This is a genomic window from Variovorax sp. 05T418, from assembly GCF_056396385.1.
Map to the genome: position 1 here is coordinate 33,389 of NZ_JBFTLJ010000019.1, position 12,907 is coordinate 46,295.

Consider the following 12,907-nt stretch of genomic DNA (forward strand, 5'->3'; position numbering starts at 1 on the left):
CATGTATTCAAGCAACCTGGGCCTGGCCATTGCCATCGTCGTTGCACTCGGCCTGGCCGCGGTGCTGGCCTTCATCGCCTCCCTGTTCGTTGCCAACCTCAAGGCCGGCGCGCAAGCGCGCGAAATGGCCGCCGAGGCCCGCCACGAGGCCGAGCAGAAGATGCGCGAGAGCCGCATGCAGGACCTGCGGCCGCTTGTCGCGTCGCTGCGGAGTTTTGAAGATTCAGAAGGCGCGTCCGGCTGGCCGATCCGCTTCGACATCCGGGTTCCGCACGAGGTGGTGCCCGTGTTCGGCATCGAGGCCGAGCTCGAGGAACTGCTTTCGAAGATCGCGCGTTATGCGGCAAAGGTCATGTCCCCCGGCGCCACGCTGCAGGTCTCGGCGCGGGTGGAACGCGGCCAGGCCGTCATCCACTGGAGGGATCTCGATGCTTCCGATGCGAGCCCGCCGCTGGCGCGTTTTCTCGAGGCGACGCAGGCCGTCGGCCATGCCGGTGCGCGCGTGTGCGAGCGCATCGCGAGCCGCCACGGCGGGCGCATCTATGCGGCGCCGGACGCGGGCGGCGCGCTGGGCTTGACGCTGCGGCTGCCGCTGCCCGGGCGGGCGGCGTCGGCGGGAGGCTGAGTGCCGGGCCTTCGCTCGCACGATACTTGCGGCTTGCTCGCTGCCTGTGCTGGCCGCAAATTGATTCTTTCCTGTTCCGATGTCGAAGCTGCGATCCCTCGTTCCCCCGCTCTTTTTCGGTCTGCTCGTTCGCGCACTCGCCGCGAGCGCCGCAGTCTTTGCTGCCGGGGCGCTGCATGCGCAGGCGCTGCCGCCCGGCGTGCGGCTCGGCATGACGGCCGTCGAGCTGCAGGCCGCAATGCCCACGATCGAGCGCGTGCCGCGGCCGCAGCGGCTCGCGGGCCGCCTGGTCGGCGGCTGGCAGGGGGCGCCGGTCTCGATGGCGGGGCTGGTGTTCGAACCGACCTTCTTCTTTGCCGATTCGCAGCTGCGGCGCGTCGAGTACCTCGCGTCCGCATCGGCGGTGCCCGACGGCGGCGCGGCCGCGTTTGCCGAACTGCTCCGATGGGGCCGCGCGGCCTTCGGCGCCGAGCTGGCCTCGAACGATCCCGGCAGTGCCTACGCGGCGTGGACGCACGAGGATGCCGACGTGTACCTGCAGCACGTGCGCGATGCGCGCCGCGGGGGCGTGCGGCTGGTCTACAAGGCGCGGCAGCTGCGCGACGGCAGCGAACTCTGAGGGCGTGCCTCAGTCTGCGGTCAGCATGCCGCGCTTCTCGATGAACGCCACCACCTCGGCCACGCCGGTGTGGGTCTTGAGGTTGGTCATCACGTAGGGCCGCTGGCGGCGCATGCGCTGCGTGTCCTGCTCCATCACGTCGAGGTTCGCGCCGACGTAGGGCGCGAGGTCGGTCTTGTTGATGACGAACAGGTCGCTCTTGGTGATGCCGGGGCCGCCCTTGCGCGGAATCTTCTCGCCGGCCGCCACGTCGATCACGTAGATCGTCAGGTCCGACAGCTCGGGGCTGAAGGTGGCCGCGAGGTTGTCGCCGCCCGATTCGACGAACACCACGTCGGCATCGGGAAAATCCTCGAGCATGCGGTCGATGGCCTCGAGGTTGATCGACGCGTCTTCGCGGATGGCGGTGTGGGGGCAGCCGCCGGTCTCCACGCCCATGATGCGTTCGGCGGGCAGGGCGCCGGCCACGGTGAGCAGGCGCTGGTCTTCCTTGGTGTAGATGTCGTTGGTGATGGCGACGAGGTCGTACTTGTCGCGCATGGCCTTGCAGAGCATCTCGAGCAGCGTGGTCTTGCCCGAGCCGACCGGGCCGCCGATGCCCACGCGCAGTGGCGGCAGTTTCTTGGTGCGATGGGGAATGTGGTGCAGGGCGGAGGTCATGGGCGTTGTCCGGTTCGGTCAGCTTCGAAAGAGGCGCGAGTATTGTGTTTCATGCCGTGCCGACAGCACGGCCAAGAGGGGCGCAAAGGCCTGGCGCTCGTCGTCGCCAAGCTGCATGGCGCGCTCGACGGCGGCGGGAATCTCGTTGGCGAGCCGGGCCAGGATGCGCTGGCCCGCGCTCTGGCCGAGCGGCACGGCCTTGACCGCCGCGGCCACCATGTTCTCGGCCCAGCCGAAGGCAAAGGCCAGGCAGCCGTCGTGCACCGAGGCGCCGGTGCGGCTCGCGGCAAAGGCAAAGGCGACGGGATAGCTCGCGGGCAGGCCGGCAAAAACGGCAGCCGTGTCGCCGTGGTGCAGCCTGAGCCATTCGACGAAGGAGCGGCCCATCTGTTCGGTCTGCAGGAAGAACTCGGCCGATTCGCGGGTGGCCATCACCCAAGTGTTGAGTTCTCGGATGCGCACTGCGTCGCCTGCGCGCCAGGCCGGGATGGCCTGCGCCACCAGCGCGAGGTCGCCGCGCGCGAAGCTCAGGTGCAACTGGTCGGAGAGCCACTCGATGGCCTTGGCTTCCGAATCGATGCCGGCCCATTCGACGGCCGCCTCGACGCCTTCCGAATAGGAAAAACCGCCGACGGGCAGGGCGGGGGAGGCGAGCCAGATGAGCTGCAGGAGGCTGTGGGGGTCGGGCATGTCAGCTCTTTGCTGCGCGTCGTGTTGGGGGGCGCTGTTGTTCGGGGCGCGTGCACAGGCCACCGGGTACTCCCCTCCGCGAATGTCCCCCGGGGCTACGCCCCTCCTCCTTGATTTCGCTGCGGGGAGCACCCGATGCCCTGTGCACTCGGGCACGCTGCCGGTGAACCGCGATCAACGACCGTGGCTGATAACGATCACGCCGATGGGGTGCCTTGCGCAGCGAAATCAAGGGGGAGGCCGCAGGCCGGAGGACATTCGCGGAGCCGCGTACCCCGTCGGCGGGAGCGCGCCCTGAATGACGCACAACGCACCAAGCCGATCTCATTTCAGTGCGAGTGCCCATGATGGCCGTGATCGTGCGAATGATCATGGTCATCGAGCAGTTCCGGTGCGAGCACGAGCGGCTTCGCGCCTTTGCTGCTGCCATGCGCGTGGCCATGGTCGTGCGCGTGATCATGGCCGGCCCCGTGCGAATGCTCGTGCGAACCATAAGCGCCGCCCTCGGGCTCGAAGGCTTCCTCGACCGCGACGACGATCAAGTGCATCGAGCGCAGCATGTCGGCCAGCACATGGTCGGGCTCGATCTTCAGGTGGTCGGGCTTGAGCTCGATCGGCACATGCCGGTTGCCCAGGTGATAGGCCGCGCGCGTCAGGTCGAACGGCGTGCCGTGGGCCGTGCAATGCGTGATGCGCAGCACCGGCTGCGGCGCCGCGATTACGCGGACCAGCGAGCCGTCCTCGGCCACCAGCACGTCGCCGCCGCGCACGGCGGTGCCGCGCGGCAGGAACACCCCGATCTGCCGGCCCTGTGAATCGGTGGCGTCGAAACGGCTTTTCTGGCGCACGTCCCAGTCGAGCTCGATGGTGGCGGCGCGCTTGAGCAGCACGGGCGCAAGGCCGCGGCCTTGGGGCATGAGTTTGTTGGCGGTGAGCATGGTGGCTTGCGACTCCCAGTAAGGCGGAATAATATAACGCTTGTTATAACTTCGATTGAATGGAGCTTTCCATGTCCGCCCTCAAACTGACCCAGATCGGCAACTCGGTCGGAGTCATCCTGCCCAAGGAAGTGCTGGCGAGCATGAATGTCGGCAAGGGTGACACGATTTACCTGACGCAAGCCGCAGGCGGGGGGTTCACCATGACTCCGTATGACGAGGAGTTCGAGCGCCAGATGGAAGCAGCCCGCCGCATCATGAAGAAGCGGCGCAACGTGCTGCGCGAGCTCGCCAAGTGAGCGCCGCGAACGACGCCTGGGTCTGGCTCAGCCTTCAATTGATTCATGCTGTCCACGAAGAACAGCTGGCCGAGCATGGAGGTCCCGCCGGAGTACGCGACGAGGGGCTGCTCGTTTCCGCCATGGGGCGACCGCAAAACCGGGCGCTTTATGAATCGCCCGACGCGGCGGCACTGGCTGCGAGCTACGCCTTCGGGATTGCCCGCAACCATCCATTCACCGACGGCAACAAAAGAACGGCTTTCGTCGCCATGGAAGTTTTTCTGGACCTCAATGGGTTTGAGCTTCGCGCGACCGACCACGATTGCGTGCTGACCACACTCAAGCTCGCCGCCGGCCAGCTCGAGGAAGAGGCGCTTGCGGAGTGGATCCGCGCTCATCTCGCGCCTCGGAGCAGCTGACATTTAGAACAGAAAATACCGCTGCGTCAGCGGCAGCTGCACCGCCGGATCGCAGGTCAGCAGATGCCCGTCGGCGCGCACCGCATAGGTCTGCGCATCGATCTCCATCTTCGGCGTGTAGCCGTTGTGGACCAGGTCCTTCTTGCGCACATTGCGGATGTTCTTCACCGCGCTCAGGTGCTTTGCCAGGCCGTAGCGTTCCTTGATGCCCGCGGCCAGTCCGGCCTGCGAGACGAAGGTCAGCGAGCTCCTGGCCAGCGAGCCGCCGTAGCTGCCGAACATCGGGCGGTAGTGCACCGGCTGGGGGGTGGGGATCGACGCGTTGGGGTCGCCCATGGCGGCCATGGCGATGGTGCCGCCCTTGATGAGGGTGAAGGGCTTCACGCCGAAGAAGGCGGGTTTCCAGATCACGATGTCGGCCCACTTGCCGACCTCGATCGAGCCCACCTCGTGCGCAATGCCGTGCGAGATGGCGGGGTTGATCGTGTACTTGGCCACGTAGCGCCTGGCGCGGAAGTTGTCGTTGCGCTCGTTGTCTTCGGGCAGCTTGCCGCGCTGCAGCTTCATCTTGTGCGCGGTCTGCCAGCAGCGCAGCACCACTTCGCCCACGCGGCCCATGGCTTGGCTGTCGGAGCTGAACATGCTGATCGCGCCCAGGTCGTGCAGCACGTCCTCGGCGGCGATGGTTTCCTTGCGGATGCGCGACTCGGCAAAGGCCAGGTCCTCGGCAATGCCGGCGTCCAGGTGGTGGCACACCATGAGCATGTCGACGTGCTCGTCGAGCGTGTTCACGGTGTAGGGCATGGTGGGGTTGGTGGAGGAGGGCAGGAAGTTCTCCTCGCCCACCACGCGCAGGATGTCCGGCGCATGGCCGCCGCCCGCGCCTTCGGTGTGGAAGGCGCAGATCGAGCGGCCGCCCACGGCCGCGATGGTGTTCTCGACGAAGCCCGACTCGTTGAGCGTGTCGCTGTGGATCGCCACCTGCGTGTCGGTGGCGTCGGCCACGTCCAGGCAGTTGCTGATGGCCGAAGGCGTGGTGCCCCAGTCCTCGTGCAGCTTCAGGCCCATGACGCCGGCTTCGATCTGCTCGTGCAGCGCATCCGGAAGGCTCGCATTGCCCTTGCCGAGGAAGCCCAGGTTCATCGGGAACGCATCGGCCGCCTGCAGCATCCGTTCGATGTGCCAGGGGCCGGGCGTGGCGGTGGTCGCGAAGGTGCCGGTGGCGGGGCCGGTGCCGCCGCCCAGCATGGTGGTGATGCCGGAGGCGAGCGCTTCCTCGATCTGCTGCGGGCAGATGAAGTGGATGTGGCTGTCGATGCCGCCGGCGGTGACGATATTGCCCTCGCAGCTGATGATCTCGGTGCCCGGGCCGATGACGATGTCCACGCCGGGCTGCACGTCGGGGTTGCCGGCCTTGCCGATGGCGGCGATGCGCCCGTCCTTCAAGCCGATGTCGGCCTTCACGATGCCCCAGTGGTCGAGGATCAGCGCGTTGGTCAGCACGGTATCGACGGCACCTTGGGCCCTGGTGCGCTGCGATTGCGCCATGCCATCGCGGATGGTCTTGCCGCCGCCGAACTTCACCTCTTCGCCGTAGCCGCCGGCGCGCAGCGTGTAGTCGGCCTCGACCTCGATCAGCAGGTCGGTGTCGGCGAGCCGCACGCGGTCGCCCACGGTGGGGCCGAAGATTTCTGCATAGGCGCGTCGCCCGATGGTGGCCATTTTTTAAAGTTTCCCTTGAACGAGGCCGCGAAAGCCGTAGACGATGCGATCGCCCGAAAGGTCGACCAGCTCGACCGTGCGCTGCTGGCCCGGCTCGAAGCGCACCGCGGCGCCCGAGGCGATGTTCAGCCGCATGCCGCGTGCGGCCGCGCGGTCGAAGCCGAGCGCGCCATTCGTCTCGGCAAAGTGATAGTGCGAGCCGACCTGGATCGGCCGGTCGGCGGTGTTCTGCACCACCAGCGTGAGGGTGCGGCGGCCCGGGTTGAGCGTGTGCTCGCCGTCGTCGGTGAAGAGTTCGCCAGGGATCATGGCCGGCCTCAGATGGCCTGGGCCAGCAGCGTTGCGCCCAGGCCGAGCACAGCGGCGCCGGCCACGCGTGGCAGCCAGGCGTTGGCGCGGCGCAGCGCCCAGCCGATCGCCATGCCGGCGGCGTGCAGCAGCACCGTGGCGCCGACCATGCCGGCGAGCGTGAGGGCCGCACCGTCTTCGCTGGCCAGCTCGTAGCCGTGGGCCACGCCGTGGAACACCGCGAACACGCCGACCACCGCCACGGCCACCACGGCCGGCAGATGCACGCGCGTGGCGACCAGCAGGCCCAGCACCAGCAGCGAGGCCGCGATCATCGGTTCGACGGCCGGCAGCTGCACGCCTGCGAGCCCCATCAGCCCGCCCACCAGCAGCATGCCCGCGAAGGCGAGCGGCGCCCACAGCAGATCGGGCCAGGCGCGGCGGGCGGCCAGCGCGCTCCAGAGGCCGACCGCGACCATCGCCGCCAGGTGATCGGCGCCGGTCAGCGGGTGCAGGAAGCCGGTGGCAAAGCCGTGGTGCACGCCGCCGTCGGCGCCGGTGTGGGCGCTGGCCGCGAGCGGCAGCAGCATGGCAATGAGGGCAAGCGTCTTGGAAGCGTTGTGGCGCATGGCAGGCTTTCTTGTTCCGGGGGGAGAGTCAGACGATGGGTTGGTGCACGGTGACCAGCTTGGTGCCGTCGGGAAAGGTGGCTTCCACCTGGATGTCCGGGATCATCTCGGCGATGCCGTCCATCACGTCGGCGCGGGTGAGCACGCTGCGGCCCTCGCTCATCAGCGCCGCGACGCTCTTGCCGTCGCGCGCGCCTTCCATCACGGCGGCGGAGATCAGCGCGACGGCTTCGGGGTAGTTGAGCTTCAGCCCGCGCGCCTTGCGGCGTTCGGCCAGCAGTGCTGCGGTGAAGATCAGCAGCTTGTCTTTTTCGCGCGGGGTCAGTTCCATTGGGGCGGCTTCGGGTGGCGGGAGGTCGGCCATTATTGGGCAGGCTTCGTCTTTGCAACAGTCGTGCCGGTGTTCGCCAAAAGACGTATGGATGGCACGAAAGATGCACCGAAACGGTGTGAACCCGGATGCCGCCACCCCCAGCCCCGACGACGCGCCCCAGCGCATCGTCAAGGTGCGGCGCGACTACAACAGCTGGGTGGCGAGCGAAACGCTCGAGGACTACGCGCTGCGCTACACGCCGCAGCGCTTTCGCAAGTGGTCCGAATGGCGCGTGGCCAACACGGCCTTCGGCGCGGCTTCGTTCCTGGTGCTGGAGGCCGTGGGCGCGACGCTGCTGGTGCAGTACGGCTTCGCCAACGCGTTCTGGGCCATCGTGGCGACGGGGCTCATCATCTTCCTGGCGGGCCTGCCGATCAGCGTGTATGCCGCGCGCTACGGCGTCGACATGGACCTGCTCACGCGCGGCGCGGGCTTCGGCTACATCGGCTCCACGCTCACCTCGCTGATCTACGCCTCGTTCACCTTCATCTTCTTCGCGCTCGAGGCGGCGGTGATGGCCTATGCGCTCGAACTCGCGCTGGGCGTGCCGCCGGTCTGGGGCTACCTGGTGTGCGCACTGGTGGTGATTCCGCTGGTGACGCACGGCGTCTCGGCCATCAGCCGGCTGCAGCTGTGGACCCAGCCGCTCTGGCTGGTGATGCTGGTGGTGCCCTTTGTCTTCGTGCTGGTGCGCGATCCTGGTGCGTTTGCGGGCATCGTGCACTACAACGGTGTGAGGGCCGGCGCCAAGGGCTTCGACCTGCACCTGTTTGGCGCGGCGCTGACCGTCGGCATCGCCTTGATCACCCAGATGGGGGAGCAGGCCGACTACCTGCGCTTCATGCCCGCGCGCACCGCCGCGGGCGCCCGGCGCTGGTGGGCCGGCGTGCTGGCCGGCGGGCCGGGGTGGGTGGTGCTGGGCGTGTTCAAGATGCTGGGCGGCGCGCTGCTGGCCTACTTGGCGATCACGCACATGGTGCCGGTCGAGCGCGCGGTCGATCCCAACCAGATGTACCTGGCGGCCTACGAGTACGTGTTTCCGAACTACGGCTGGGCCGTGGCCGCGACCGCGCTGTTTGTGGTGATCTCGCAGCTCAAGATCAACGTGACCAACGCCTATGCGGGCTCGCTGGCCTGGAGCAATTTCTTCTCGCGCGTGGCGCACAGCCATCCAGGGCGCGTGGTGTGGGTGGTGTTCAATGCGCTCATCGCCTTCATGCTGATGGAGATGAACGTGTTCGAGGCGCTGGGCGACGTGCTCGGCCTGTTCGCCAACATCGCGATCGCCTGGATGATGGCGGTGGTGGCCGACCTGGTCATCAACAAGCCGCTGGGCCTGTCGCCGCCGGGCATCGAGTTCAAGCGGGCGCACCTGTGGGACATCAATCCGGTGGGTGTCGGCGCGATGGCGCTGGCCTCGGTGCTGTCGATCACCGCGCACCTGGGCGTTTTCGGGCCGCTCGCGCAGGCCTTCTCGGCGCTCATTGCGCTGGGCACGGCGCTGGTGGTGTCGCCGCTGCTGGCCTGGGCGACGGGCGGCAAGTACTACCTGGCGCGGGGCTCGGCCGGCCATGGCGCGGTCGCCTTCACACCGGCCGCGGGCCCGCGCGCGGTGCGCTGGGCGCGGGTCGAGCATGCCGTGGACGAGGGCGGCGCGCAGGGCAGCTACCAGCGCCTCAAGGTGCAGCACTGCGTGATCTGCGAGCGCGAGTACGAAGGCCCCGACATGGCCCACTGCCCGGCCTACCAGGGCGCGATCTGCTCGCTGTGCTGCACGCTCGACGCGCGTTGCGGCGACCTGTGCAAGCCGCATGCGAGCCTCTCGGCGCAATGGTCGTCGGTGCTGCGCTGGCTGCTGCCGCGCTTCAGCTGGCGCTACCTCGACACCGGCCTCGGACACTTCCTGCTGCTGATGCTGATCATCGTGCCGGTGCTGGCGGTGGTGTTCGGCGTGCTCTACCAGCAGGAGCTGCGCGCATTGGGCGAGAGCGCGCTGCAGCTGGCCTCGCAGTCGGAGCTGGCCGAGGCGCTCGCCGGCGTGCAGCAGTCGGCGTTGCGCTCGGGCTTTCTCAAGGCGTACATGGCGCTGCTGGTGATTGCGGGCGTGGTGGCCTGGTGGCTGGTGCTGGCGCACCAGAGCCGGAGGGTCGCGCAGGAAGAATCGAACCGCCAGACCCATCTGCTGATGCGCGAGATCGAGCTGCACCGCGCGACCGACCGCGCATTGCAATCGGCCAAGCAGACGGCGGAGGAAGCGCGCGAAGTCGCCGAACAGGCCAAGCTCGCGGCCGAGCAGGCGCGCCGCGCCGCCGACCAGGCCAACCAGGCCAAGAGCCGCTACATCAGCGCCATCAGCCACGAGCTGCGCACGCCGCTCAACAGCATCCTGGGCTACGCGCAGCTGATGGGCGAGGACCCGTCCGTGCCGCCGCACCGCCAGCAGGCCGTGGCGGTGATCAAGCGCGGCGGCGAGCATCTGCTGTCGCTCATCGAGGGCACGCTGGCCATCGCGCACATCGAGGCCGGCAAGCTCACGCTGCATGCCCGGCCCATGCGCTTTGCCGACACCTTGCGCGAGCTGGCCGACATGTTCGAGCTGCAGGCGGCCGAGAAGGGCTTGCGGTTCCGCTTCGAGACCACCGGCAGCTTGCCCGAGCTGGTGCGCGCCGACGAGAAGCGCGTGTGCCAGATCCTCATCAACCTGCTGGGCAATGCCATCAAGTTCACGGCCGCGGGCGAGGTGAGGCTGCGGCTGTCGTATGCGCGCGAATTCGCCTCGGTCGAGATCGAGGACACCGGTCCCGGCATGACGGCCGAGGACATCGAGCGCATCTTCGAGCCCTTCACGCGCGGCGATGCGGCCGCGGCTGCGACGCCCGGCGCGGGGCTGGGCCTCACCATCGCCAAGATGCTGACCGACCTGATGGGCGGTGAGATGAAGGTGCGCAGCACGCCCGGCGAAGGCTCGCTCTTCTGCGTGCGGCTCTTCCTGCCGCGCGTGCACGACGCGGCCGGCGCCTCGGGCCGGCCGGCGCCGGTGCAGCCTGCGCGCCGCGGCTACGAAGGCCCGCGCCGGCGGCTGCTGGTGGTCGACAACGAGGAGGCCGACCGCGACCTGCTCGGCCATGTGCTGGCGCCGCTCGGCTTCGAGCTGCGCAGCGCCGCCAGCGGCCACGATGCGCTCGACCTCATTGCGGCCGGCTACCGGCCCGACGCGATGTTCGTCGACCTTGCCATGCCCGGCATCGATGGCTGGGAGACCATCCGCCGCGCACGCAGGCTCGGCCTGGCCGATGCCAGCGTGGCCATCGTCTCGGCCAATGCCTTCGACAAGGGCCTGGAGAACGACGTGGGCATTGCGCCGGAAGATTTCTTCGTCAAGCCGGTGCGCCACACGGAACTGCTCGACTGGCTCGAGCGCCGGCTCGGCCTGCGATGGACCGACACCGCCGCGAAGCCGGCGCCCGCCGCCGCGCCGCGCGCCATGCAGGCGCCGTCGCTTTCGAGGCTTCGCGCACTCGACGAAGCGGTGAGCCTGGGCTACTTTCGCGGCATCATGAACCAGCTCGACGAGATCGACGCCGACGAGCCCGAATGCATGGCCTGGACCGAGGCGCAGCGCGTGCTCGCGCGCCAGTTCCAGTTCGAGGCCATGAGCCGGGCGCTGGCGGCCGCAGCCAGCGCGGCCTGAAGAACACCTCCCATGGAAACCACACCGCTTGCAAGAACGCTGCGCGAACAGGGCGCCAACAGCGACCTGGTGCTGATCGTCGACGACGTGCCCGACAACCTTGCGGTGCTGCACGATGCGCTCGACGAATCGGGCTACACCGTCCTCATTGCCACCAACGGCGAGCAGGCGCTGCAGCGCGCCGCGCAGGCCCGCCCCGACATCGTGCTGCTCGACGCGATGATGCCGGGCATCGACGGCTTCGAGGTGGCGCGCCGGCTCAAGGCCGATGCCGCGACGGCGCACATTCCCATCGTCTTCATGACCGGCCTCACCGAGACCGAGCACCTGGTGGCCGCGCTCGAGGCCGGCGGTGTCGACTACGTCACCAAGCCGATCAAGCCCAAGGAAGTGCTGGCCCGCATGAACGTGCACCTGCAGGGCGCCCGCCGCGCGCGGCAGGACGCGCGCCAGGCCGGCCAGGCGCGCAATGCGCTCGACGCCTTCGGCTACGCGAGCATCACGGTGCGCCTGCCCGAAGGCAAGCTGATCTGGCAGACGGCGCTCGCGCGCGAGCTGCTGCAGCGCTACTGCGACACCCGCGCGCCCGAGACGCCGCCCGTGGTGCTCGAATGGCTGCGGCGCCATGCGCCCGAGGCCAGGCAGCAGGGCATCGAGCCGCCGGCGCTTTCGATCGTGCGGCCGAGCGTGGGGGCCACGCCGAGCGCCGCCGGGCCGCCCCAAGGCGCGAGCGGCCCCCTCGGGGGGCAGCGAGGACACGCAGTGCCGAGCGTGGGGGCTACGCCGAGCGCCGCCGGACAGCCCCAGGTGCCGAGCGTGGGGGCCACGCCAACCACGAGCAGCCTCAGCCTGCGGCTGCATCGGCAGACCGGGCAGGACGACGATGGCGACGAATGGATGATCGTCATGCGCGAGATTTCCGACACTGCCGTGATCGAGGCCATGAGCCTGAGCCTGAAGCTCACGGCGCGCGAGGCCGAGGTGCTCTACTGGGTGGTCAAGGGCAAGACCAACAAGGACATCGGCGAGATCCTGGGCAGCAGCCCCGCCACGGCCAAGAAGCACCTGGAGCGGGTGTACGTGAAGCTCGGCGTCGAGACCCGCACGGCCGCTGCCGGCGTGGCCATCAAGCGCATCCGCGAGCTGCAGCCGCAGTTCGAGATCTGAGAATCCGCCTTGCGGGCGCCGCGCCGCCGCGGTGACTTTGGCCATCCCTAGAATGCCGGGACTTCGGGATGACGGGCGATGAAAAAGAACAGACGCAGAACAACAACGATTCGACGACTTCGGCCGCAACCCGCCTGGCTGCCGGCGGCTGCCTGCCTGCTGGCCAGCGCGGCTGCCCAGGCCGCGGGCCATTTCGACGTGGACGATGCAGGCATGCTCGATCCGGGCCAGTGCCAGTACGAAGCCTGGTGGGGCCGCACCGGCACCGAGCCGGTGAACGGGCTGCACATCGGCCCGTCCTGCCGCGTCGGGCCGGTCGAGCTCGGGCTCGGCGCCGACCGGCTGTCGGCGCAGGGCGTGCGCTCGGTCATTGCGGGCCCGCAGCTCAAATGGAATTTCCACGGACCCGCTGCCGATGCGCCGCTGAGCGCGGCGCTGTCGCTCGGCGCCGTGTTCGACCTCAGGCGCGGCGGCCGTGCCGGCGGTCAGCTGGTGCTGCCGGTCACATGGCGGCCGGCGGACAGCCTGCAGGTCCATGCAAACCTCGGCGCCGACTGGGCCACCGGCACCGGCGCCCGCACGCCACGCGGCGGGCTGGCGGCGGAGTGGGCGCTCGATGACAAGGTTTCGCTGATCGCCGAGCGCAGCCGCGCATCGGGTGTGTGGACTTCGCGCCTCGGCGGGCGCTTCAGCCTCACGCCGCTGGTCAGCGTGGATGTGAGCGCCTCCAGGACGGGGCCCGGCGGCGTGCGCGGCTTCGTCGTGGGGCTGAACCACGAGTTCGGCTTGAAGTAGCAGGGAGAAG

At 68.8% G+C, this 12,907-nt stretch carries 14 protein-coding genes; 7 read left to right on the plus strand and 7 right to left on the minus strand.

What is annotated here, in order from left to right; translation table 11 throughout:
* Window position 1 precedes the first annotated feature (1 nt).
* The gene (locus tag AC1DMS_RS27805) at window positions 2-625 is read left to right on the plus strand and encodes an ATP-binding protein (protein ID WP_018906787.1); all 624 of its coding nucleotides are present in this window, start codon (window positions 2-4) and stop codon (window positions 623-625) included.
* Between the two features lie 79 nt (window positions 626-704).
* Window positions 705-1,244, plus strand: coding sequence for a hypothetical protein (locus AC1DMS_RS27810; protein WP_062365606.1), 540 nt, complete (start codon window positions 705-707; stop codon window positions 1,242-1,244).
* 9 nt (window positions 1,245-1,253) lie between these two features.
* Here the strand turns inward: AC1DMS_RS27810 and ureG are convergent, their stop codons facing one another.
* From ureG to ureE, 3 genes are all read right to left on the minus strand, one after another.
* Complete coding sequence (gene ureG / locus AC1DMS_RS27815) at window positions 1,254-1,904, minus strand: urease accessory protein UreG (RefSeq protein WP_015867022.1); 651 nt, start codon at window positions 1,902-1,904, stop codon at window positions 1,254-1,256.
* An 18-nt stretch (window positions 1,905-1,922) separates the two neighbouring features.
* Window positions 1,923-2,594, minus strand: coding sequence for an urease accessory protein UreF (locus AC1DMS_RS27820; RefSeq protein WP_062365607.1), 672 nt, complete (start codon window positions 2,592-2,594; stop codon window positions 1,923-1,925).
* Between the two features lie 329 nt (window positions 2,595-2,923).
* Window positions 2,924-3,532 carry an urease accessory protein UreE gene (gene ureE / locus AC1DMS_RS27825; RefSeq protein ID WP_062365608.1) on the minus strand — a complete coding sequence of 203 codons (609 nt, stop codon included), beginning with the start codon at window positions 3,530-3,532 and terminating at the stop codon, window positions 2,924-2,926.
* Between the two features lie 71 nt (window positions 3,533-3,603).
* On the opposite strand from ureE, the gene AC1DMS_RS27830 reads away from it, so the two are divergent.
* Together AC1DMS_RS27830 and AC1DMS_RS27835 are read left to right on the plus strand one after the other, a co-directional pair.
* Window positions 3,604-3,831: an AbrB/MazE/SpoVT family DNA-binding domain-containing protein gene (locus AC1DMS_RS27830; protein WP_015867019.1), complete on the plus strand. Its 228-nt coding sequence runs from the start codon at window positions 3,604-3,606 to the stop codon at window positions 3,829-3,831.
* Entirely contained in the window at window positions 3,828-4,232 is a 405-nt protein-coding gene (locus AC1DMS_RS27835; protein WP_015867018.1) for a type II toxin-antitoxin system death-on-curing family toxin, read from the plus strand. Before AC1DMS_RS27830 ends, AC1DMS_RS27835 begins: the two co-directional genes overlap by 4 nt.
* A 3-nt stretch (window positions 4,233-4,235) precedes the next feature.
* Here the strand turns inward: AC1DMS_RS27835 and ureC are convergent, their stop codons facing one another.
* The 4 genes from ureC to AC1DMS_RS27855 are packed head-to-tail and all read right to left on the minus strand — an operon-like array spanning window position 4,236 to window position 7,202.
* Entirely contained in the window at window positions 4,236-5,954 is a 1,719-nt protein-coding gene (gene ureC, locus AC1DMS_RS27840; RefSeq protein WP_018906793.1) for an urease subunit alpha, read from the minus strand.
* 3 nt (window positions 5,955-5,957) lie between these two features.
* Window positions 5,958-6,263 carry an urease subunit beta gene (locus tag AC1DMS_RS27845; protein ID WP_062365610.1) on the minus strand — a complete coding sequence of 102 codons (306 nt, stop codon included), beginning with the start codon at window positions 6,261-6,263 and terminating at the stop codon, window positions 5,958-5,960.
* A gap of 8 nt (window positions 6,264-6,271) precedes the next feature.
* Window positions 6,272-6,871, minus strand: a complete 600-nt coding sequence (locus AC1DMS_RS27850; RefSeq protein ID WP_062365611.1) for a HupE/UreJ family protein — start codon at window positions 6,869-6,871, stop codon at window positions 6,272-6,274.
* A 28-nt stretch (window positions 6,872-6,899) separates the two neighbouring features.
* Window positions 6,900-7,202, minus strand: a complete 303-nt coding sequence (locus AC1DMS_RS27855) for an urease subunit gamma (protein ID WP_018906796.1) — start codon at window positions 7,200-7,202, stop codon at window positions 6,900-6,902.
* 103 nt (window positions 7,203-7,305) lie between these two features.
* Between AC1DMS_RS27855 and AC1DMS_RS27860 the strand changes: the two genes are divergently transcribed.
* The 3 genes from AC1DMS_RS27860 (at window position 7,306) to AC1DMS_RS27870 (ending at window position 12,897) form a co-directional block, all read left to right on the plus strand.
* Window positions 7,306-10,935, plus strand: a complete 3,630-nt coding sequence (locus AC1DMS_RS27860; protein WP_062365612.1) for a hybrid sensor histidine kinase/response regulator — start codon at window positions 7,306-7,308, stop codon at window positions 10,933-10,935.
* 12 nt (window positions 10,936-10,947) lie between these two features.
* Window positions 10,948-12,102: a response regulator transcription factor gene (locus tag AC1DMS_RS27865; RefSeq protein ID WP_062365613.1), complete on the plus strand. Its 1,155-nt coding sequence runs from the start codon at window positions 10,948-10,950 to the stop codon at window positions 12,100-12,102.
* A 78-nt stretch (window positions 12,103-12,180) separates the two neighbouring features.
* Window positions 12,181-12,897 carry a hypothetical protein gene (locus AC1DMS_RS27870; protein WP_244883714.1) on the plus strand — a complete coding sequence of 239 codons (717 nt, stop codon included), beginning with the start codon at window positions 12,181-12,183 and terminating at the stop codon, window positions 12,895-12,897.
* The last annotated feature ends 10 nt before the right edge of the window (window positions 12,898-12,907 follow it).

Excerpts from the sequence above, each read along its gene's own strand:
- AC1DMS_RS27860 (WP_062365612.1), top strand. The coding sequence starts at position 7,306 with ATGCACCGAAACGGTGTGAACCCGGATGCCGCCACCCCCAGCCCCGAC.
- AC1DMS_RS27805 (WP_018906787.1), top strand. The coding sequence starts at position 2 with ATGTATTCAAGCAACCTGGGCCTGGCCATTGCCATCGTCGTTGCACTC.
- ureE (WP_062365608.1), bottom strand. The coding sequence starts at position 3,532 with ATGCTCACCGCCAACAAACTCATGCCCCAAGGCCGCGGCCTTGCGCCC.
- AC1DMS_RS27845 (WP_062365610.1), bottom strand. The coding sequence starts at position 6,263 with ATGATCCCTGGCGAACTCTTCACCGACGACGGCGAGCACACGCTCAAC.
- AC1DMS_RS27850 (WP_062365611.1), bottom strand. The coding sequence starts at position 6,871 with ATGCGCCACAACGCTTCCAAGACGCTTGCCCTCATTGCCATGCTGCTG.
- AC1DMS_RS27855 (WP_018906796.1), bottom strand. The coding sequence starts at position 7,202 with ATGGAACTGACCCCGCGCGAAAAAGACAAGCTGCTGATCTTCACCGCA.
- AC1DMS_RS27870 (WP_244883714.1), top strand. The coding sequence starts at position 12,181 with ATGAAAAAGAACAGACGCAGAACAACAACGATTCGACGACTTCGGCCG.
- AC1DMS_RS27830 (WP_015867019.1), top strand. The coding sequence starts at position 3,604 with ATGTCCGCCCTCAAACTGACCCAGATCGGCAACTCGGTCGGAGTCATC.
- AC1DMS_RS27810 (WP_062365606.1), top strand. The coding sequence starts at position 705 with ATGTCGAAGCTGCGATCCCTCGTTCCCCCGCTCTTTTTCGGTCTGCTC.
- AC1DMS_RS27865 (WP_062365613.1), top strand. The coding sequence starts at position 10,948 with ATGGAAACCACACCGCTTGCAAGAACGCTGCGCGAACAGGGCGCCAAC.
- ureC (WP_018906793.1), bottom strand. The coding sequence starts at position 5,954 with ATGGCCACCATCGGGCGACGCGCCTATGCAGAAATCTTCGGCCCCACC.
- ureG (WP_015867022.1), bottom strand. The coding sequence starts at position 1,904 with ATGACCTCCGCCCTGCACCACATTCCCCATCGCACCAAGAAACTGCCG.
- AC1DMS_RS27820 (WP_062365607.1), bottom strand. The coding sequence starts at position 2,594 with ATGCCCGACCCCCACAGCCTCCTGCAGCTCATCTGGCTCGCCTCCCCC.